This window comes from Hoeflea ulvae (assembly GCF_026619435.1).
In the GTDB taxonomy this organism is placed as follows: Bacteria; Pseudomonadota; Alphaproteobacteria; order Rhizobiales; family Rhizobiaceae; genus Hoeflea; species Hoeflea ulvae.
In genome coordinates this window covers 1126367-1146499 of the sequence record NZ_JAOVZQ010000001.1, presented here as the reverse complement: position 1 = coordinate 1146499, position 20133 = coordinate 1126367, and the positions used below count along the sequence as shown (strand labels likewise).

Here is a 20133-nt window from a genome sequence, read left to right as displayed (position 1 = left end):
GCCGCGATCCCGCCAGCGGAGACTGACTGCATGACATGCACTTTCTATCATGCCCTGACGAGAACGCCTGCCGCCGCCGGCGACCCATTGGTTTTCGCCTTCCACGGCACCGGCGGGGACGAACACCAGTTCTCCGACCTGGTGGAGCAGATCCTGCCCAAGGCCGGGCTTGTGGCGCCGCGCGGCGATGTGTCGGAACACGGCGCGTTGCGGTTCTTTCGCCGCACCGGCGAAGGGGTCTACGACATGACCGACCTCGCCGAGCGGACGGAAAGAATGGCGGCGTTCGTGGCTGGTTACAAGGCGGCTCATCCGGGCAGTCCGGTCTACGGGATGGGCTATTCGAATGGCGCCAATATCCTGGCCGCCGTCGCCTTCAAGCACCCGGACCTGTTTGACAGGATGGCGCTGCTGCATCCGCTGATTCCGTGGCAGCCCGAGGCCAATGCCGGGCTCGCCGGCAAGCAGGTGCTGATCACCGGCGGCCGCCGCGATCCGATCTGTCCATTGCCGCTGACCGAACGGCTCGTGGCCTATTTCGGCGCTCAGGGCAGCGAGGTGGAGACCAGCTTCCATGATGGCGGGCACGAGATCCGTCAGCCGGAACTTGCGGCATTGGCAGCTTTCCTGTCAGCGCCGCAAAGCCGTTAACGTTAGCAAAACCTTACATATATGAAAGACCGGAGGCAAACAGTTGGTTGCCTCCGGCGCCCGTATGCGGGCACAGGACCGGCTCAAGCGCAGAAATCAGCCTTTGCGTTCCACGGCCTCTGTCGGGTGGCCGGCTTTTTTCCAGGCCGAAAAGCCGCCGGACATATGCGACACCGCATCAAGGCCCATCTCCTGCGCGGCAAGCGTTGCCAGCGCCGAACGCCATCCACTGGCGCAATAGAACACAAATTTCTTCGGCTCGGCAAACACCGGCTTGTGATAGGGGCTGTCCGGATCGATCCAGAATTCCAGCATGCCGCGCGGGCAATTGAACGCGCCGGGCACGCGGCCTTCGCGCTCCAGCTCCCGGCGGTCGCGCAGGTCGATGAAGGTCACATCGGCGTTGCCGTGCAAGGCGGCCGCCTCCTCCAGAGACAAGGTTTCAATCTGGGCTTCCGCCTCGTCAATGAGTTGCCGATATCCGCGTTTCATGCTCGTTTCCTCCCTTGATGTCCGTGGCCGCACCAGGACCTCGCCCAGGGTGCGCTTGACCATGATCTGGAGCAGGATGTCGCCTGCCGTCCCGGCCTGCCGTGCTTCAGGAGATACAGAATAACCAGATAAATACAAGTATGTAATTTACACCTGATAAAATCTGTAATATCTATGCGATCAGGCACTCGAGACGGCACGAGCTAAAGGGCACGGCATGCAGGACGAAACCACCGCAACACCCGACGGCAGCGATGAAGGCACCAACAGCCCGCTTGCTGATCACGTGTATGGCGAAATCCTGTCGCAAATTCTCAGCGGATCCTTTGAAGTCGGGATGAAACTGCCATCGGAAAACGATTACTGCCGCATGTTCTCGGTGTCGCGCCCGATTGTCCGGGTGGCGCTTGCCCGGCTGGGCGCCGGTGGCATTGTCGAGCGCAAACGCGGCAGCGGCACCTTTATCAAGCGCCGCCCGTCAAAGCGACTGGTGGACTTTGCGCAGCCGGGCGATTTCGACGTCTTGCTGCAATGTATCGAATACCGCATCGAAATCGAGGGGACTGCGGCAGCTTTTGCGGCGCAGCGCCGCAACGATCAGGACCTTGCCAATATCGATGCCGCGCATGACCGGCTTCGAACCGAAGCCATGTCGGATTTCATCACGCCTGAGAGCGACCTTGCCTTTCACCAGGCAATCTGCGCTGCCACCGGCAATATCTTCTTCATCGACACCATGAGGATGATCCAGGAACAGACCGTCCGGCTGTTGCGCGTGTCGCTCGGCATGACGACGAGTTCCAACTCCGAGCGAATTCGCAGAGTAAACGACGAACATACCGAGATCTACGAAGCGATTTCCGCGGGCGACCCGGTGCTGGCGTCGGCGGCGATGCGGATGCATTTGTCGCGATCGCGGCGGCGGTTGACCGACAGCACCCAGGACCGGGGCAACTGACACTTTAAACATTGATGCAGCCTCCGCTGAGCGACCCTCGTCGCCCGGCGGCTATTACGGGAATTGCGACATGACTACTTACAAGGAGCTCTATCAGTCCTGGCAGGCTGATCCGGAGGGTTTCTGGCTGGATGCAGCCAGGGCCATCGACTGGGTTGTGCCCCCTGAAAAGGCGCTGTCGCAAACCGCAGATGGCGGCCATGAATGGTTTGCCGATGCGATGGTCAACACCTGCTGGAATGCCGTCGACCGCCATGTCGAGGCGGGTCGCGGAGCGCAGACCGCGATCATCTATGACAGCCCGGTAACCGACACCATCGCCGAAATCACATTCGCCGAATTGCAGACACGCGTCGCGCTGCTTGCCGGCGCGCTACAGCAAAAAGGCATCACCAAGGGCGACCGGGTGATCCTCTACATGCCGATGGTTCCCGAAGCACTGATCGCGATGCTGGCCTGCGCCCGGATCGGCGCGATCCATTCGGTCGTGTTCGGCGGATTCGCATCGCAGGAACTGGCAACGCGGATTGACGATGCGACGCCGAAAGCCATTCTCGCCGCCTCCTGCGGGATCGAGCCGGGACGGATCGTGCATTACAAGCCGCTGCTTGACGGCGCCATTTCGATGGCCAATCACAAACCCGACTTTTGCCTCATCCTGCAGCGCGAGCAGGAACGCGCGACGCTTGAAGACAACCGGGATTTCGACTGGTACGAGGCCCAGGAGGGGGCAACGCCAGCAGATTGCGTTCCGGTGGAAGGCACGCATCCGGCCTATATCCTCTACACCTCCGGAACCACCGGCCAGCCCAAGGGCGTGGTGCGGCCGACCGCGGGGCAGCTCGTGGCCCTGTCCTGGTCGATGCGCAATATCTATGATGTGCATCCGGGCGATGTCTTCTGGGCGGCTTCCGACGTGGGATGGGTCGTGGGCCACAGCTACATCTGCTACGGCCCGCTCATCAATGGCAACACCACGGTGCTCTTTGAAGGCAAACCGGTGGGCACGCCGGACGCCGGCACCTTCTGGCGGGTGATCTCGCAACACAAGGTGCGCAGTTTCTTCACCGCGCCCACGGCATTCAGGGCGGTCAAGCGCGCTGACCCGAAAGGCGAATTGCTCAAGGACTATGATCTGAGCGTGCTCAAATATGTATTCCTGGCCGGAGAACGCGCCGACCCCGATACCATTCAATGGGCGGAGGAAAAAACCGGCAAGCCGGTCATCGACCACTGGTGGCAGACCGAAACGAGCTGGAGCATTGCCGCAAACCCGGCTGGTGTCGAGCTTCTGCCTGTCAAGCCGGGCTCCCCGACGGTGCCGATGCCGGGCTACGACATCCGGGTTCTGGATGAAGCGGGTCTGCCAGTCGCTCCAGGAACGCTTGGCGCAATCGTGGTGCGGCTGCCGCTGCCGCCGAGCTGCTTCACCACGATCTGGAATGCGCATGACCGCTTCATCTCGTCCTATATGAGCCAGTTTCCCGGCTACTACGAGACCGGGGACGCCGGCATGATCGATGCGGACGGCTATGTCTACATCATGGCCCGGACCGACGACATCATCAATGTCGCCGGCCACCGGCTGTCGACCGGAAGTATCGAGGAGGTCGTTGCCGGCCACCCCGACGTCGCCGAATGCGCGGTGATTGGCGCAGCCGATACGCTCAAGGGCCAGGTGCCGGTCGGGCTGGTCTGTCTCAATGCCGGCGTCACCCGCGATCCTGCAGAGATCAGCGCCGAACTTGTCCGGCTTGTCCGCGACAAGATCGGTCCTGTCGCCTCGTTCCGGCATGCCACCGTGGTGGAGCGCCTGCCGAAGACCCGCTCTGGAAAGATCCTGCGCGGGACCATGGTCAATATTGCCGACGGGCAAACCCCGCGCATTCCCGCGACCATCGAGGACCCGGTCGTGCTCGAGGAGATCAAGCTGGCGCTGCATGCGCTTGGCTTTGCCCAGCCCGGCGCGTGAATGACAACGCCTGACCGGCGCCCGGCTTTTGCAAGCCAGGTGCCGGTCAGGCAGACGTCGTCACATCATGGGGAGTGTCGGCGCAGACGCGCCGGCGGATTATCCGACGATCAGGTCGTCATGGGCTTCGGCCAGACGGGCAATGCCGCGGTCGAAATCGGCCGGATCGGAGTGCGAGAAACCCAGCCGGATATGGCTGGCGAAGCGCCCGCCGGTGCCGAAGGCGCTGCCCGGCACAAAATTCACACCCTTTTCCATCGCCCGCCGCAACAGCGCGGCTGCATCGATACCGCCATCCAGTTCCACCCAGATGAAGAAGCCGCCTTCCGGCCGGATCCAGCCGCCGCGAGCTCCGAAGCGAGTGTCCAGGGCGGCCAGAAGCGCATCCCTTCGGTCCCGATAGACCGAGCGTGCCGCCTCTGTGGCCCCGTTGAAATCATCCTTCAGGAAGCCTGCAGCCAATTGCTGGACAAGCGTTCCGCTCTGGATGTCCTGGACATATTTCAGATCGGTGAGATGTGAAATGATCGCGGCGGGGCCGACCACCCAGCCGATGCGCAGGCCCGGCGCGACCGTTTTCGACAGTGAGCCGAGATAAAGCGTCCGCGCGGTCTCGATCGAATCCCGCCCGGCGTCGATTGCCAGAAGACCGGGAAGATCCTCTCCCTCGTAGCGCAGCAAACCATAGGGATCATCCTCAATCAGGATGGCCCCGGCCCGATGCACCTGATCGACAAGCGCCGTGCGTGCTGCAAGATCGAGACAGGCGCCGGTCGGATTGTGAAAATTGGGAATCTCGTAGAGCAATGCCGGCGAAGCATCCGCTGCATCTGGCTCGACCACGCTCAGTCCCAGGGTTTGGAAAACCTGCAAGGCGCCGGTGTAGACCGGCTGACGCGCCATGACATGTTGCCCGGGATCGGCGAAAGCCATCGCGGACATGAACAGGCCCTGCTGTGACCCGTTCGTGATCAGGATGTTTTCGGGGCCGCAGCCGACACCGCGCTCCTGCATGATCCTGCAGATCTCGCGGCGCAGCGGCTCGATCCCCGCCCCGGTGGAGTATTGCAGGCTGGCTTCGGCAGCGCCATTCCCCGAAAGCAGAGCATCGAGAATGCCCTGCAGCCTCGGCACCTGGAACAATGACGGATCCGGATGCCCCTTGCTGAAGGAGATCATGTCAGGGCGTTCGGTCTGTGCGGCGCGAATGCCCGAGGGCCTGGTGCGCCGTGCAATCTGAGAATATTGCATCGGCATTGCCTGCCGCGAAGAGAGGTGTCCGGTCATGGTCAGAACCCGAAATACCGTGGAACCCACATTGTCAGCCCCGGCACCAGGCCGATGATGATCAACAGCACCGCCTTGACCGCCAGGAACGGCAGCAGTTCCTTGACGAGTTCGCTGAAATTGAGCCTGACCACACTGCACATGGCAAACAGAACATAGCCGATGGGCGGCGTGGCAAGCCCCACGGTGACATTGATGATCAGCATGATGCCGAGCTGCAGCGGGTCGACCCCGGCACTGTAGGCCAGGGGAGCGACGATCGGGCCGAACAGGATCAGAGCCAGCGCCGAATCCATGAACATCCCCAAAATGATGAAGAGGATATTGATGATCAGGATCAGGACAAAGGGAGATTCCTTGGCGAAATCAAAGATGAAAGCCACCTTGCCGGCCAGATCCTCGAGCGCGAAAATCCAGGTCATCGACAGGGCGCCCGCGATCATGAAGAGAAGCCGCGCGGATTCGAATGTCGTGTTCATGAAGATCTTGCCGACCTGCTTGAAGCTCAACGCGCGATAGATCAGGATCGACACGACCAGGGCATAGACAACCGAGGCGGCCGCCGCTTCCGTGGGCGTGGTCACGCCACCGACGATGCCGCCGATCAGGAAGATCGGCATCAGCAGCGCCAGGGCCGCGTCGCGGGTGCCCTCAACGAAGGCCGGAAGCGAGCGATCGACATTGGAGAGCGGAAAGTCGCGTTTCTTGGCCTGGGTGCGGATCACCAGCATATCCGCCACGGCCATGAGAACGCCCGGGATGAGGGCTGCCAGAAACATCCCGCCGACGGAGACATTCATGATTGCGCAATACAGGATGATGATGCCGCTGGGCGGAATGATCGGTCCGACCAGCGACGATGCGACCGTGACGGCCGCCGCGAAGTGGCGCGGATAGCCGGCCTTTTCCATGGCCAGCACCTCGATCTTGCCAAGCGCGGCAATGTCGCCGACCGCAACGCCGGTCAGGCCTGAAAACAGCAGGCTCGCCATGACATTGACATAGGCAAAGCCGCCACGGACCCGCCCGATAACCAAGTTGGAAAAATGCAACAGCCTGTCGGCCATGCCCGAGCGGTTCATCAACTCGCCGGCAAGCAGGAAAAACGGGATCGCGATCAGGATGATGTTGTCGAGGCTTTCGAAGATCTTCGCCGGAAGAAGCTCGATCAGGAATGGGGTCGGGCCGGTCAAGAAATAGAGGCCGGTTGTCGCCAGCATGGCGAAGGAAATCGGCACCCCGATTATGATCATCGCGAACAGAACGACCAGAACGATAGCAATACTCATCTTTTCAATTCCTAGAAATCAGAGGTCGTCTTGGGTTCGAAACGACCCGTCCATGACCTGGTCCTGGCGCGGTATCAAATCGGTCTTGATGCCGAACAGCGCCATGGTTTCGCTGAGCAGCAGCACCAGGTTGAACAGCAGGATCAACCCGAAGCCGACAACGACCGAATAGGCCGGTATGCCCATGTGGATCTGCAGTCCCCAGGCGAACACCGCACTCATCCCGTCGGCGAATTTGATGCCCTTGAAGACGATGACGGCGCTGGTGGCGATCATGATGATGCGCACGGCGAAGTTTCTCAGTATCCTGAAACGCGGACTGAAATTGTCCGAAAAGACGGTGAGCGTGATGTGGTCGTCAAACAGCGACAGCACGGCGCCGCCGAGCATCACCAGCCAGATCATCGCAAAGCGGGTGAGTTCCTCTGACCAGGGAGGCGAATAGGAAAACACATAGCGCGTCAAAACCAGGCTGGCCATGACGCCAAGCATCGTCAGCAACAGCACAAGCTGCACCCACGAGATCATGCGACATATCGCAAGCAACATCTTCTGCATTGAGCCTCTCCCCGCTCGTCCGGATGGGTAGGCCGCCGGCTGGCAGCGGCCTACATGTTTGTGGCCTAAGCCTTATCCACCATGCTTTGCATTGGCTTCCTTGGCAGCGGTCAGGAAGCACGACAGCACCTCCGGATCGACATTGTCCTTGATGTACTCGAGCGCGGGGCCCTGGGTCAGATCGCGAAACTGCTGCTTCTGCTCGGGAGTCGGGTCGTAGATCGAAACACCCTTGCTCTCGAGATATGCCCGGTCCTCCACCTCGGCCTTGGTGGAAATCTCGCGATTGAGATCCCGGAAGTTCTCCGAAGCGGTCTTGACGATTGCCAGCAGGTCCTCAGGCAATGTGTCCAGCCATTTCTGGCTGAAATAGAGCGATCCCGGCGAATAGACGTGGCCATCCATGATGATGTTCTTCTGAACCTCTTCCAGCTTCGGAATCCGGAAGATGGCGAGCGAGTTCTCCTGCCCGTCAACCACGCCGGTCTGCAGCGCCGTGTAGAGATCCTGCCACGGGATCGGGGTCGGCGAAGCACCGAGCGACTTGACGATTTCCATGTGCACGGGATTGTTCATCGTCCGGATCTTCAGGCCCTGGATGTCTTCGACCGACGTCAGCGGCTTGTTGGCCGAATAATTGCGGTAGCCGCCGTTTTCATGCCAGACCATCGCCCGCATGTTGCTTTTCTCGACCAGGCCGTCAGACAGCATCTGACCGCAGGGTCCATCGAGCACCTCGTAGGCTGCGGCCCGGTTGTCAAACAGGTAGGGGATCCCCAGGACCTGGACGTTCTGGTCATAAGGCGACGCGAAACCGTCAGCGCCCATGATGGCTTCGACCAGGCCGGTGGCGACCATGTTGACGACACTGTCGGTCTTGCCCAGCTGTCCGGACCAAAAGATGTCGACCGCAATGCGCCCGTCGCTCTTCTCTTCGATTTCCTTCTTGAAGGCCCGCAGAGGCGTGTGGGTGAAATGCTCTTCCATGATCTCGGTGTCGCTGATCGAGAATTTCATGGTGTAGTCGGCGGCAAAGGCGGTCGATGCGGCCAGAAGGGCGATCGTGCCGATGGCAATTCCCTTGAGTGCTTTGATGTTTTGGTACTTCACAGTGCTTCTCCTCTCACGTTTCAAAATCGTCCTGGGCTGTTTCTGCAGGTGCTGACCCGGACGTTGTTGTCGCGGCGCAGGACTGCAGAAGCTGAGTTCTCCTCCCAGCGGCCTGGCTCGGGGATCGGTCCCCGCTTCAGCTGCCGCCAGCCCGATGTGGTCTTTCATGCCGCCGTGTCCGGGTCAGCCGGCGCGATGTGCTCGGTCTTTGCCGGACGGCGTCATGGTTTCGGCTTGTCTCCTTTGCTGGATGTCATGTCTGTTGGTTTGTCTTGCCGGGGGACGGCGTGATTGCCGTCCGCCTGCAAAGCTGGAAGGACCTTTCCCGGATTCATGATCCCGAGCGGGTCGAAAGCCTGTTTGATCCGGCGCATCAGATCCAGCGCCAGCGGATTCCTGTGCGCCGCCATCGTCGCGAGTTTCTGCACGCCTATTCCGTGTTCGGCCGAGAACGAGCCGTTGCAGCGAACCGTTTCGGCATCGATCAATGCGCGGATATGCGCCATGTTTTCCGCGGTCTTGAGCGACGGGCTGACAACGACATGCAGGTTGCCGTCCCCCAGATGACCGACCATCCAGATCAGCGCGTCCGGATCGAACGCGGCCAGAATGGTTTCCGGGGACGAGACAAAAGCGCCGATCGCGTTGAGCGGGACCGAGACATCAGCGGCAACAACCGGCCTGACGTCAAGCGACAGCTCGGGTGCCAGTTCCCGCAAACGCCACATGTCCTTGCGCTGCTGATCGGTCTGGGCGATGACAGCATCGGACATCAGACCATCCTCGATGCATGCACCCAGTGTGTAAGTCAGCCGCTCGACCAGAGGCACCGATCCATCGGCAGACAGGCTGCAATTGGCCGGAGAGGACGATGCAAGCTCGACAAGGATGGTCACTTCCGGATCGCCCGACAGCGGCGATGCATGCGGGCCATCGCAGCGGCGCATCTGGTCGAAATAGCTGCGCGGCATCACTTCGAAAGCTTCAACCAGGTTGCCGAAATCGCGCCGCAGGCGATTGAGGACCACCAGCCCGGCGTCAAAGTTCTCGGTGGCGATCAATGCAACCGCATGGGCCGCCGGAAGCTCGGTCAGCGCGAGAACCGCACCGGTGATGATGCCGAGGGTTCCCTCGGCTCCGATAAAGAGCTGTTTGAGATCAAAGCCCGTGTTGTTCTTTCGCAGATCGACCATGTCGTCGAGCACCTGCCCGTCGGGCAAGACTACTTCCAGCCCCAGGCACAGCGCGCGGCTCATCCCGTGCGCCAGAACATTGGCGCCGCCGGCATTGGTCGACAGCGCGCCGCCGATCATGGCCGATGCCTGGGCCCCGAACATCAGCGGGAAGCGCAGCTCATACTCGGCCAGCGCCGTATTCAGGTTCTCGACGATCACCCCGGCATCCACGGCAGCGCTGCGGCCCTTGGCGTCGACCGACCGGATGCGGTTCATTCGCGCCAGCGAGACGACAAGACCGCCTTCCGCCTGCGTGCCCCCGACCAGGCCGGTGTTGCCGCCTTGCGGGATGACCGGAATGTTCGAGGCCGAGGCCAGTTGCAGAACAGCCGACACCTGATCCGTGCTGGCGGGGCGAACCACCGCCAGCGGCTGCGACGGATACTGCCCGCGCCAGTCGCGCCCGTAGCCCGTTGCATCCTCGCCGGTCAGCACATTGCCGGGCCCGCAAATCTCCGCCAGCCGGGCGAGAAACTCGCCCTGCCCGGCTTTGCCTGCAGGCTGCCCGTCAAGTGGACCGGTCTGATGGATCATTTGCCCTGACCGTCCCTGGCCGGCTGGCTGGCGATCGTTTCGAAAGCCCGGTTGATGTCGAGGATCAGATCATCGAGATCCTCGAGCCCGACCGAAAGCCGCACCAGATCTTCAGGAATGCCGAAGCGGAGCCGTTCTTCCGGCGTATAGGTCGCATGGGTCATGCCTGCGGGAAGCTGCACGAGGGTCTCGGCATCGCCGAGGCTGACTGCGCATTTGATCAGCTCGAGCGCATTGATGAAACGCATCCCCATGTCGCGGCCGCCAACCAGCTGGAACGAGACGATGGCGCCGCCGCCGGACATCTGGCTTTGCGCCAGTTCCCGCTGCTCGAACCCGGGCAGCATCGGATACAGCACCTTCGCCACCATCGGATGGGCCGACATGTGTTCGGCAATGGCCAGGGCCGACGAACAATGGGCCTTCATGCGCAGGCTCAGTGTCTTGAGCCCCCTGAGGATCAGAAAAGCGTTGAAGGCCGACAGGGTGGCGCCGGTGATCATGCGAAGCCCGGCATTGCGGATCCGGAAAATCATGTCGGCCGTGCCGACCACGATTCCGCCCAGCAGGTCGCCATGCCCGCCGAGGAACTTGGTGGCGGAGTGGACCACGATATCGGCGCCGAAAGCCAGCGGCTGCTGAATGATCGGCGAGGAGAAGGTGTTGTCGACAACGCAGACCGCACCGGCGGCCTTCGACATGGCGGAAACCTTGACGATGTCGATGATGCGCACATTCGGGTTGGATGGCGTTTCGAAGAACACCAGTGCCGGGTTCTTGGCAAATTCGGCTTCGAGACTGTCGAGATCGGTGAAATCGGCAAAGATCACCTCGACACCGAAGCGGGTGATCTGGTTGGCGAAGAAGGAATAGGAGCAGCCGTAGATGACCTGATCGACCAGCACCCGGTCGCCGGCCTTCACAAGGGTCAGCACCGTCGCCGTGATCGCCGCGATCCCCGATGCGAGCGCCAGCCCGGCCTCGCCCGACTCGAGATCGGCGACGCGGGCTTCAAGCAGGGCCTGTGTCGGGTTCTTGGCCCGGCCATAGACATAGCCGGTGCGCTCGCCGGCAAATGTGGCCACACCATCCTCTGCCGTTTCGAATGCATAGGTGGAGGTGAGATAGATCGGCGGCGTCAGCGCGCCGTTCTCCGTGGCCGGATCATAGCCCAGATGGATGGCGCGCGTCGCAGGCCCTGTTCCGCCAAGCAAATTGTCTTTGGTCATCTGGTCGTGTCCTTTTTCCTGTCTGCGTCCGGTGTCGCGGCAGTGATCCGGGTCGGCATGGCGCCGTCATCCGCCATCATGGTGCCGACTGTTCAAAACGGCGCCGGCCGGCGGTCAGACCGGTGACCCGGTCGATGATGGCCTTGGCATCGATTTCAAAATGGCGGCGAAGATCCGCAATCGTGCCTGTCTGGCCGAAATGCTCGACACCGAGCGGAATTGTCCGGTGTCCGTGCACGGCGCCGATCCAGGCTAACGTGGCCGGATGGCCATCAATCACCGTGACAATCCGGCAGTGGGACGGAACGTCCTGCAGCAGCCGTTCAATATGGCTCTGCGCCGCTTCCACGCCCTTTGAGCGGTTTCTCTGGGCGGCACTCCAGCCGGCATTGAGGCGGTCGGCCGAAGTCACCGCCAGAACACCCACGTCACGGCGCAGTTCACCCAGCGTGCCTGCGGCCCGGATCGCCTCGGGTGCAACAACACCCTGATAGGCAATGATGACTTCGCAATTGGGGCCCGGCTCCCGCAACCAGTAGGCGCCATCGATCACGCCCTGGCGGAAGCTTTCATCAACGGCGCGCACAGGCTGTTCGACGGGAGCGGTGGAAAGCCGCAAATAGACCGAGCCGCCGGTTTCATCGCGCAGCCAGGTTCTCTCGTCGAGATCTCCCTTGCCCTGTCGCTGCAGATAGTCGAAGGCCCATTCCATGATGACGGCAAGCTCATCGGCGAAGGCCGGTTCAAAGGCTGCAAGCCCGTCCTGGCTCATGCCGATCAGCGGCGTGCCGATGGACTGGTGCGCGCCGCCCTCCGGCGCCAGCGTCACACCGGACGGGGTGCCGACCACCATGAAGCGCGCATCCTGGTAGCAGGCATAGATCAGCGCATCGAGCCCGCGGCAGACAAATGGATCGTAGAGCGTGCCGATCGGGAACAGGCGCTTGCCGAACAGCGAATGCCCCAGTCCGGCAGCCGCAAGGGCCGTGAAAAGATTGTTCTCGGCAATGCCGAGCTCGAGATGCTGGCCTTCGGGCACGAAATCCCATTTCGCCGTCGAGGGAATGCGTTCTGACCGGAACAGGTCGGCCTTGCCCTTGCGGGCAAACAGCTTGCGGCGGTTCACCCAGGGCCCGAGACTGGTGGTCCCGGTCACATCCGGGGAGACGGTCATGATGCGGTCGGCCAGCGTCGTGTCGCTGCGCGCCAGACCGTCCATGATCTTGCCGAATGCAAGCTGGCTGGCAATCACCTTGTCAGCGGGCGCGGTGACGGCGGGCACATCGATCCCGGCATCATCAAGGCGGCGGTTGCCGGCCGCGAAGAACGGCACGGTGTCAAGAAAGGCGCGCAAACCGGCTTCATCCTCGACTCCGGCAAAACGGTCCCATTCCCTGCCCGCGGGAACGCACATATTCTGCTGCCAGATCTCCATCTGGGCCTTGGTCATCAGGCCGCCATGGTTGTCCTTGTGACCCGCGATCGGCGTGCCCCAGCCCTTGACGGTATAGGCGAGAAAGCAGGTTGGCCGGTCGTCGTCGATCGACGCGAAGGTTTCGGCCATGGTCTGAACGCAGTTGCCGCCAAGCCCTTCCATCAGGGCCGCCAGTTCCTCGTCGGAGCGGCTTTCGATCAGGCGCGTCACGTCGCCCTGGTCGCCCAGATCGTTCATCAGCCGCTTGCGCCAGGTCGCGCCCCCCATATAGGTCAGGGCCGAATAGTCCTGGTTCGGGCAGGTGTCGATCCAGTCGCGCAGTTGCGAACCGCCCGGCTCATCAAAGGCGGCGCGTTGCAGCACGCCATATTTGATATTGATGACGCGCCAGCCAAAGGCCTCGAAGACCTTCGCGATCCGCTCCCAGAGGCCCTCATGGACGATGCCGTCGAGTGACTGCCTGTTGTAGTCGATGATCCACCAGCAATTGCGAAGCCCGTGCTTCCAGCCTTCCTGAAGCGCTTCATAAACATTGCCTTCGTCAAGCTCGGCATCACCGATAAGCGAGATCATCCGCCCTTCGGTGAGATCCTTGCCCCAGGGTTTTGCCGCTATGAAATCCTGGATGATGGAGCTGAAGGCAGTGATGGCGGCGCCGAAGCCGACCGAGCCGGTGGAGAAATCCACGTCATCCTTGTCCTTGGTCCGGCTGGGATAGGACTGCACGCCTCCATAGCCGCGGAATCGCTCCATGGCATCGCGCTCGAGATTGCCCATGAGGTAATGCATCGCATGAAACAGCGGCGACGCATGCGGCTTGACCGCGACCCGGTCCTGCGGACGCAGGGCGGAGAAATAGAGCGCGGTGAAGATCGACACCATCGACGCCGACGAGGCCTGATGACCGCCGACCTTGATCCCCTCGGGATTGTCTCGCAGATGGTTGGCATTGTGAATCATCCAGTGCGACAACCAGTGAATGCGCTGCTCAACGATCTTGAGCTGCCGTGCTGTCGTGTCGCTCATGCCAGGGCTCCCGAGATGAAACCGGTCGGCGCAGCGCGGTCAACCTGATGCAAGGACATCCGGGCAACGGCGAACCGCAACCCGCCGATCCGGAAGGACAGGCATGGCTGATCTTCGCAAAGATCTGCGGCGGCGCCGGCTGGTCTGGCCCTGATCATTTCAACTCTTCCTCCCTGGACAATGCTTGTTGATACCCTGCTTAGATCTGCCCGCCGGTCAGTGCGGCCGCGTCCTCCCTGACCTTCGCCAGTTCCTCCCAATGCCGGGACACATCGGCGAGAAGCTGTTCGAAGAGCTCCATCTTGCGGCTCAGGAAAGCAGGCACGGCGCCGGTTTCCGGCTGGATTTCAGTGCCCGATGGCGAGAGATAGGTCTCATCGGGCTTGCCGCGGTCAGGCCCGGCATCAAGCGCGCCCATGGCAATGGCGGCGAGACCGCGAAGGGCGGTGTCGCCACCCGAATGCGGCAGCACGCTGCGGCCCAGCACCGTCGCAAGCAGTTGCATCAGGACCGGATCCCGGGCCACGCCGCCGCCCACCACGATCCGGTTCTTGCCGTCGTCACCGAGTTCCGCGTGGCTCATCCGGGCCAGGAAAGCGAGGGATTCACGCGCCGCCCATCCAAGCTGCTCAGCCGTTGTGTCGGCGCCAAGCCCGAATGCGGCGGCCGAGGCCAGCGGGTTGGTCACAGGCGCGCGCTCGCCACCCGGCTCGAAGAAGGGATGCAACACCACGCCGGAATAGGCCGGGCGGTCATTGCGCGGCAAGTCGCCACCCACGAGGTCTGCGACATGGCGCATCAGATTGCCGCCGTTGAAACAGGGATGGAAACAGATAAAGCCCTGCCCCGTGGCGAACCGCTGGATCATCGCGCCTGACGGCTTGTCCGGGATGTCGCCGATGCCGGCATAGTAGCCGCCATGGACTGCGCTGGTGCCGAACACCGAGCCGCGGGTCAGCGCAAGGCCGGGGCCGACACCGAGGCCGACGAAGCTCGACTGCACATCGCCGGGGCCAAGAACCACGGGCAGACCTTCCGGCAGCCGCAACTGCCTTGCTGCCTGGCTGGAAAGGCCAGCGGATGTGACCGTGCCCGGTTCGGGCAACAACTCTGTTCCCTTTTCCAGCCCCAGCGCTTTTGACACTTCACCGATCGGCTTGCCGGTACGCCAGTCGCCCCAGGCCGGCAGCAGGCTGCCATATTCGGCGCGCAGCTCCCCGGTAAAGCTGAAGAACAGCCATTCCTTCAACCGCAGCGCATAGCGAATCGCCGCAAATCTCTCGGGTTCATTGTGCTGCAGCCAGAGAAGCTGGAGCGTTTGCGATGCCGAGGTCGGGCGTGCGGAGGTGATGGTCTCGACCACATCCAGAGCGTCAGCCATGCCGGCTACCAGTTCCGCAGCGCGCCCGTCGAGCCAGGTTATCGCCTTGCCCGCCGGGGCAAGATCGCCCGAAAGCGGCCACAGCCCGTCGCCCTGCGCGGTCAGCGCCAGCGCGGAAACCGTGCCTTCGACCTGATCAAGGCACGCCGCGATCACCTGCCGCGCATCGGCAAGTGTGCGATCCATGTCCTGTTCGACCCGGTTTCCCGAGCGCAACAGCGCCGCGTTCGGAGTTTCGGCGCGCGCCACCGCATGGCCGTTCCGGTCATAGACCGCGGCCTTTACGCTGGTGGTGCCGGAATCGAGGCAGAGGACAAGATCTGACGCCATCGCCTAGGTCTTCACGATGCCTGCAGCGACTTCTGGGTCGCTGCGGATTGCTGGCCATAGGTCTTGAACTTCTCGACGACCCGGGCGATCTCCTCGTCAGACAGGACCGGCGGCTCGCCCATGGGCAGGCAGTTGAGATAGTGGATCGCCAGTTCTTCGACGGTGACGGCCAGCGACAGCGCCCGGCCGATCGAGACATGAGCGGCGATGACGCCGTGATGCGCCAGCAGGCAGGCACGACGGTCTTCCAGCGCCACCAGAATGCGATCGGCGAGTTCCTGCGAGCCGAAGGTTTCATAGGGCGCACAGCGGATCGTCGGACCGCCCGCGGCGGCGATTGCGTAATGCACGGCCGGGATGTCCTTGTTGAGGATCGCCACCGATGTGGCATTTGTCGAATGGGTGTGCACCACGGCATTGAGATCATCGCGCGAGCGCAGGATGTCGCGGTGAAAGCGCCATTCGCTTGACGGACGCACGTCACCTTCGAATTCAGCTTCCCAGGTCATGTAGACCACGTGTTCGGGCTTGAGCTTGTCATAGGCAATGCCGGTCGGTGAAATCAGGAAACCGTCGCGGAAGCGCACGGAAATATTGCCGGCAGTCCCCTTGTTGATACCAAGCCCGTTCATGGCCCGGCAGGCTTCGATCAATTCAGTGCGCAGGGCTAGCTCTTGAGTGTCCATGGATATTATCTCGCAGGATGAAGTGGAGGTTGACCGTCGAGAATGCGCGACACATCCTCGGCAATCATGACGGCTGCTTTGGTAACGCTGTAGCGCGAGGCTCCGGCGATGTGAGGGGAAAGCGTGACATTCGGCAATCTCAGTAGAGGCCAGTCGGCGGGCGGCGGCTCTGGATCGAATGTGTCGAGCGCGGCACCGGAGAGATGTCCGCTTTTGAGCGCATCATACAAGGCGTCATAATCGAGCACTTCGCCGCGGGTGGTGTTGACGATATAGGCGCCCTTCTTCATGCGTTCGATCTGCGCACGGCCAATCATGCCGCGAGTTTCGGGCGTGACACGCGGATGAAGCGTGACAACATCTGCGGTGGAAATCAGCTCACCGAGCTCCACCTTGGTGATGCCGAGCGCATGGTCCGCATCGGTAAGCTGCTTGAACGGATCGGAAATGATGACCTTCGAGCCAAACGCAGCCGCCAGCCGGGCGACGCGCATTCCGATGTCGCCGTAGCCGACAATGCCGACGGTCAATTCGCACAGTTCAGGCCCGACATGGTCGATATGGTAGAAATCGCGCTTGAATTCGCCCTGCATCACATTGAGGTGGCCACGCACGATATTGCGGGTTTCGGCAAGCAGCGAGGCGATGGTGAACTCGGCGACCGCGGAAGCATTGCGGCCTGGCGTGTTGACCACCGCAACCCCGCGTTCGGCTGCCGCTGCGCGATCGATATTGATCGGACCGCCCCGCGAAACCGCAATGATCTTGAGGCCAGGAGCATGCTCAAGGCTCTCGGCCGTGATCGGCGCGAGATGGGTCACCAGCACATCGATATCGGAGAGAAACTCGAAATAGTCCTCGGGACGGCCGACAAACTCGCCAATCGGGAGGACTGGATCCTTTTTCGTCGATTTGACCGTGAGCGGCCATCCCAGCTCGAGCTCCTTGTAGCTGACATCCCCATGCGCGAGCTTTTCCGCAAAGGCCTTGCGAAAGAAGCCCGGATTCATGAACCCGTCACCGATGATGCCTACTTTCAAGGGAGCGTTATACGCCATGCTGTTCATGCCTTATGTCTGCCTGGAGCAGTCACACACTGTGCGCGCACAGAGGATGTGACCGGCCTGCCTGTTAGGAGATTGGTCCGGGAAAGGTCGCGGTCAGCATGCCTCCATCATGTGTCCGGCGTAAAATAAATTGCCAATATTTACAACTATTGCCTACCAACTTGTATAAATATTGACTTCCGTCTGTCAATCTGTTTTTTCAGGCCGGAACAGGATGAGCGACACCGAGGGAGCCAGAGCGGAGGGACCGGACATGGCAGCAAACGGCCAGAAAACCTGGCTTTCAAGTGATGCATCAGGGCGTCGTGCCGGGGCGGAAAATATTGTGTGTGTCCGTCAATGCACTTCCGCCCACGCGCATCAGATGGCTGGCTCCGCCTTACAACTTGCGATGAAACCATGCGCCCGCGACACAAAAGCGGTTCCGCCACCACACACTGCTGAAGGACCCTCCCTGTGACAGAAAACTCTCCGCGCTATCACAGCAGCCATTGGGGCGCTTTTTCCGCGACCCGCGAGGACGGCCAACTCGTCATCCAGCCCTTTGACAAGGATCCCGATCCCTCGCCGATCCTGCAAAACATGATCTCGGCCCTGAACCATCCGGCGCGGCTGTCGCGGCCGCTGGTTCGCCGCGGCTGGCTCACCGACGGTCCCGGCCCGGATGGCCGGCGCGGCAGCGACGACTATATCGAGATGGATTGGGACAAGGCGCTCGACATCGCCGCGGCCGAACTCAAGCGGCTGGGCGGCGGAATTCCCGACGATGGCGCCACCCTGGGACGCCACGTCTTCGGAGGCTCCTATGGCTGGTCTTCGGCCGGGCGATTCCACCATGCGCAGAGCCAGGTTCACCGCTTTCTCAACATGGCCTTTGGCGGCTATGTCGCCGCCGTCGATACCTATTCCAGCGCAGCCGGCTCGGTGATCCTCGACACGGTGGCAGGCAATTCCACCCGGATTTCGCGGGAGGGCAATTGGTGGCAACATATCCGCGACACCACCGAGCTGGTGATTGCCTTTGGCGGGATGCCGGTGCGCAACCTGTCAGTCAGCCCCGGCGGGTCCTCACAACATATTGCCCGGGACACGATCCGGATGGCGGCTGCGCGCGGATGCCATTTCGCGTCCGTCAGTCCGCTGCGGGATGATTTCAACACCGACGCGAATGTCACGCGCTACGCGCCACGCCCGGGAACCGATGTCGCGATGATGCTGGGCATGGCCCATCACCTCGAGGCCATGGGCCTTGTCGATCACGATTACATTTCGAAATACACACGCGGATGGGAGGCGCTCAACGCCTATCTTCAGGGCCACACCGACCGGCAGCCCAAGACGGCCGAATGGGCCGAGACGATCTGCGGCGTCCCGGCGGCACAGATCCGAGCGCTGGCCGAAGAGGCGGCGCACAAGCGGACGCTGGTGACGGTCAGCTACAGCCTGCAGCGGGCCGAAAACGGCGAGCAGCCGGTATGGATGGCGCTGGTGTTGTCGGCCATGCTTGGCGGCACCCAGGCCGGCGCGGGTTTCAGCTATGCATTGGGCTCGATGGGGAATCACGGAAAGCCGCAACTGGCCGTGCCGCTGCCGACGCTTCCCCAGGGACGCAACGGCTCGGGAGATTTCATCCCGGTGGCGCGAATTTCCGATCTGCTGCTCAATCCGGGGGCGCAATACAGCTATCGCGGCACAACCCGCCGGTATGGCGACATCAAGCTCGTCTATTGGGCGGGCGGCAATCCGTTCCACCACCATCAGGATCTCAGCCGGCTTCAACAGGCCTTTTCGCGGCCCGACACGATCATCGTGCATGAAAGCATGTGCACGGCCACGGCCTGCCATGCCGACATCATCTTCCCGGCGACAATGACCGTCGAGCGCGAAGACATTGGCGCAAGCGCCGGCGACCCCTTCCTCATGCCGATGCAGAAACTGACCGAGCCTTATGGCGAGGCACGGGATGACTACGCCATCTTCTGCGATCTGGCGGAACGGCTGGGCTGCGCCGACTCCTATTCGGAAGGTCGCAGCGCGCGTGACTGGCTCAAACATCTCTATGGACGAACCGAAACCGCGATGAGACAGCGCGGGGGGACCCGGTGCCGGATTTCGACAGCTTCATGGCCGGCGCACCGCTGGCGCTGCCGTTGTCGGATGAGCCCAGCATGATGGAAGCCTTTCATGCCGACCCCGACGCCGCGCCGCTCATGACGCAGAGCGGACGCATCGAGATCTTCTCCGAGCTCGTCGCCTCAACCGGCCTGCCAGGCCATCCGGCCTGGCTCGCGCCCGCTGAATGGCTCGGCGCCTCGCTTTCAGACACGCACGGCTTTCAGCTGGTCGCAAACCAGCCAAGGGGCAAGCTGCACAGCCAGCTTGATTTCGGCGCAACCAGCATGGCGGGCAAGATTGCCGGTCGCGAAGTGGCCCGGATGAACGAGGAGGACGCCCGCGCGCTCGGCATTTGCAAAGGTGACATCATCACCATTTCGAACGCGCGCGGCGCGACACTGGCCGCCGCCGAGCCCAGCCCGGACGTGATGCCGCGGGTGATCCAGCTGTCGACAGGCGCGTGGTATGCACCGCGCCGGATCGAAGGCGTGGGCATTGCCTGTGTCAACGGCAACCCCAATGCGGTGACGGCGGACCGCCCGACCTCGCGCTTCAGCCAGGGCTGCTCGGGACAGCTCTCGCTTGTTTCCGTCGGAAAATACCAGGGCCAGGCACCGGCCGCCATCCGGCACGAGGATCTGCTGCCCGGACGCCCGGCGCGGACCTAGCGCCGCGCGCCGTGTCAGCGGCCGATGCGCTTCGCAGAGCCGCCTCTTTTCGCAAAGTAAGATCGACAGCGTCGCCGGATCCGACCAAACCGGCGGCGCTGTCGCAGTTA

16 protein-coding genes are annotated in these 20133 nt (G+C 62.2%); 5 read left to right on the top strand and 11 right to left on the bottom strand.

From position 1 onward, the window contains the following. Nucleotides 1–30: 30 nt before the first annotated feature. Nucleotides 31–651 carry an alpha/beta hydrolase gene (locus OEG82_RS05415; protein ID WP_267611416.1) on the top strand — a complete coding sequence of 207 codons (621 nt, stop codon included), beginning with the start codon at nucleotides 31–33 and terminating at the stop codon, nucleotides 649–651. Nucleotides 652–747: 96 nt separating this feature from the next. On the opposite strand, the gene OEG82_RS05410 is transcribed toward OEG82_RS05415, so the two are convergent. Next, nucleotides 748–1143 (bottom strand): rhodanese-like domain-containing protein, encoded by a 396-nt coding sequence (locus OEG82_RS05410; RefSeq protein ID WP_267611415.1) that lies wholly within the window; start codon nucleotides 1141–1143, stop codon nucleotides 748–750. Nucleotides 1144–1360: 217 nt separating this feature from the next. Between OEG82_RS05410 and OEG82_RS05405 the strand changes: the two genes are divergently transcribed. Beyond that, nucleotides 1361–2101: a FadR/GntR family transcriptional regulator gene (locus OEG82_RS05405; RefSeq protein ID WP_267611414.1), complete on the top strand. Its 741-nt coding sequence runs from the start codon at nucleotides 1361–1363 to the stop codon at nucleotides 2099–2101. Nucleotides 2102–2171: 70 nt separating this feature from the next. Then, nucleotides 2172–4073, top strand: coding sequence for a propionyl-CoA synthetase (locus OEG82_RS05400; RefSeq protein WP_267611413.1), 1902 nt, complete (start codon nucleotides 2172–2174; stop codon nucleotides 4071–4073). Nucleotides 4074–4172: 99 nt separating this feature from the next. Here OEG82_RS05400 and OEG82_RS05395 read toward each other — a convergent pair whose 3' ends face one another. From OEG82_RS05395 to OEG82_RS05350, 10 genes are all read right to left on the bottom strand, one after another. Beyond that, entirely contained in the window at nucleotides 4173–5324 is a 1152-nt protein-coding gene (locus OEG82_RS05395; RefSeq protein WP_267611412.1) for an aminotransferase-like domain-containing protein, read from the bottom strand. A gap of 38 nt (nucleotides 5325–5362) precedes the next feature. Then, a complete protein-coding gene (locus tag OEG82_RS05390) occupies nucleotides 5363–6649 on the bottom strand; it encodes a TRAP transporter large permease (protein WP_267611411.1) in 1287 nt (428 codons plus the stop codon). Between the two features lie 18 nt (nucleotides 6650–6667). Beyond that, nucleotides 6668–7207, bottom strand: coding sequence for a TRAP transporter small permease (locus OEG82_RS05385; RefSeq protein ID WP_267611410.1), 540 nt, complete (start codon nucleotides 7205–7207; stop codon nucleotides 6668–6670). Nucleotides 7208–7279: 72 nt separating this feature from the next. Continuing rightward, nucleotides 7280–8317: a TRAP transporter substrate-binding protein gene (locus OEG82_RS05380; protein WP_267611409.1), complete on the bottom strand. Its 1038-nt coding sequence runs from the start codon at nucleotides 8315–8317 to the stop codon at nucleotides 7280–7282. Between the two features lie 221 nt (nucleotides 8318–8538). Then, the gene (locus OEG82_RS05375) at nucleotides 8539–10086 is read right to left on the bottom strand and encodes an FAD-binding oxidoreductase (RefSeq protein WP_267611408.1); all 1548 of its coding nucleotides are present in this window, start codon (nucleotides 10084–10086) and stop codon (nucleotides 8539–8541) included. After that, nucleotides 10083–11315, bottom strand: a complete 1233-nt coding sequence (locus tag OEG82_RS05370; RefSeq protein ID WP_267611407.1) for a trans-sulfuration enzyme family protein — start codon at nucleotides 11313–11315, stop codon at nucleotides 10083–10085. The genes OEG82_RS05375 and OEG82_RS05370 overlap by 4 nt, the downstream gene beginning before the upstream one ends. Nucleotides 11316–11391: 76 nt before the next feature. Then, nucleotides 11392–13776, bottom strand: a complete 2385-nt coding sequence (locus tag OEG82_RS05365) for a 1-deoxy-D-xylulose-5-phosphate synthase N-terminal domain-containing protein (protein WP_267611406.1) — start codon at nucleotides 13774–13776, stop codon at nucleotides 11392–11394. Between the two features lie 199 nt (nucleotides 13777–13975). Beyond that, on the bottom strand, nucleotides 13976–15487 hold the full coding sequence (locus OEG82_RS05360; RefSeq protein ID WP_267611405.1) for an FGGY family carbohydrate kinase: 1512 nt from the start codon (nucleotides 15485–15487) through the stop codon (nucleotides 13976–13978). Between the two features lie 11 nt (nucleotides 15488–15498). After that, nucleotides 15499–16173, bottom strand: a complete 675-nt coding sequence (locus OEG82_RS05355; RefSeq protein ID WP_267611404.1) for an L-fuculose-phosphate aldolase — start codon at nucleotides 16171–16173, stop codon at nucleotides 15499–15501. Nucleotides 16174–16178: 5 nt separating this feature from the next. Next, complete coding sequence (locus OEG82_RS05350) at nucleotides 16179–17231, bottom strand: 2-hydroxyacid dehydrogenase (RefSeq protein WP_267611403.1); 1053 nt, start codon at nucleotides 17229–17231, stop codon at nucleotides 16179–16181. Nucleotides 17232–17696: 465 nt separating this feature from the next. Here OEG82_RS05350 and OEG82_RS05345 point away from each other — a divergent pair, with 465 nt between their 5' ends. Together OEG82_RS05345 and OEG82_RS24205 are read left to right on the top strand one after the other, a co-directional pair. Continuing rightward, nucleotides 17697–19412: a molybdopterin-dependent oxidoreductase gene (locus OEG82_RS05345; protein ID WP_324288936.1), complete on the top strand. Its 1716-nt coding sequence runs from the start codon at nucleotides 17697–17699 to the stop codon at nucleotides 19410–19412. After that, on the top strand, nucleotides 19343–20023 hold the full coding sequence (locus tag OEG82_RS24205) for a molybdopterin dinucleotide binding domain-containing protein (protein WP_324288935.1): 681 nt from the start codon (nucleotides 19343–19345) through the stop codon (nucleotides 20021–20023). The genes OEG82_RS05345 and OEG82_RS24205 overlap by 70 nt, the downstream gene beginning before the upstream one ends. The last annotated feature ends 110 nt before the right edge of the window (nucleotides 20024–20133 follow it).

Coding starts and splice junctions, on each gene's coding strand:
- OEG82_RS05415 (WP_267611416.1), top strand. CDS start 31: ATGACATGCACTTTCTATCATGCCCTGACGAGAACGCCTGCCGCCGCC.
- OEG82_RS05410 (WP_267611415.1), bottom strand. CDS start 1,143: ATGAAACGCGGATATCGGCAACTCATTGACGAGGCGGAAGCCCAGATT.
- OEG82_RS05405 (WP_267611414.1), top strand. CDS start 1,361: ATGCAGGACGAAACCACCGCAACACCCGACGGCAGCGATGAAGGCACC.
- OEG82_RS05400 (WP_267611413.1), top strand. CDS start 2,172: ATGACTACTTACAAGGAGCTCTATCAGTCCTGGCAGGCTGATCCGGAG.
- OEG82_RS05395 (WP_267611412.1), bottom strand. CDS start 5,324: ATGCAATATTCTCAGATTGCACGGCGCACCAGGCCCTCGGGCATTCGC.
- OEG82_RS05390 (WP_267611411.1), bottom strand. CDS start 6,649: ATGAGTATTGCTATCGTTCTGGTCGTTCTGTTCGCGATGATCATAATC.
- OEG82_RS05385 (WP_267611410.1), bottom strand. CDS start 7,207: ATGCAGAAGATGTTGCTTGCGATATGTCGCATGATCTCGTGGGTGCAG.
- OEG82_RS05375 (WP_267611408.1), bottom strand. CDS start 10,086: ATGATCCATCAGACCGGTCCACTTGACGGGCAGCCTGCAGGCAAAGCC.
- OEG82_RS05370 (WP_267611407.1), bottom strand. CDS start 11,315: ATGACCAAAGACAATTTGCTTGGCGGAACAGGGCCTGCGACGCGCGCC.
- OEG82_RS05365 (WP_267611406.1), bottom strand. CDS start 13,776: ATGAGCGACACGACAGCACGGCAGCTCAAGATCGTTGAGCAGCGCATT.
- OEG82_RS05360 (WP_267611405.1), bottom strand. CDS start 15,487: ATGGCGTCAGATCTTGTCCTCTGCCTCGATTCCGGCACCACCAGCGTA.
- OEG82_RS05355 (WP_267611404.1), bottom strand. CDS start 16,173: ATGGACACTCAAGAGCTAGCCCTGCGCACTGAATTGATCGAAGCCTGC.
- OEG82_RS05350 (WP_267611403.1), bottom strand. CDS start 17,231: ATGGCGTATAACGCTCCCTTGAAAGTAGGCATCATCGGTGACGGGTTC.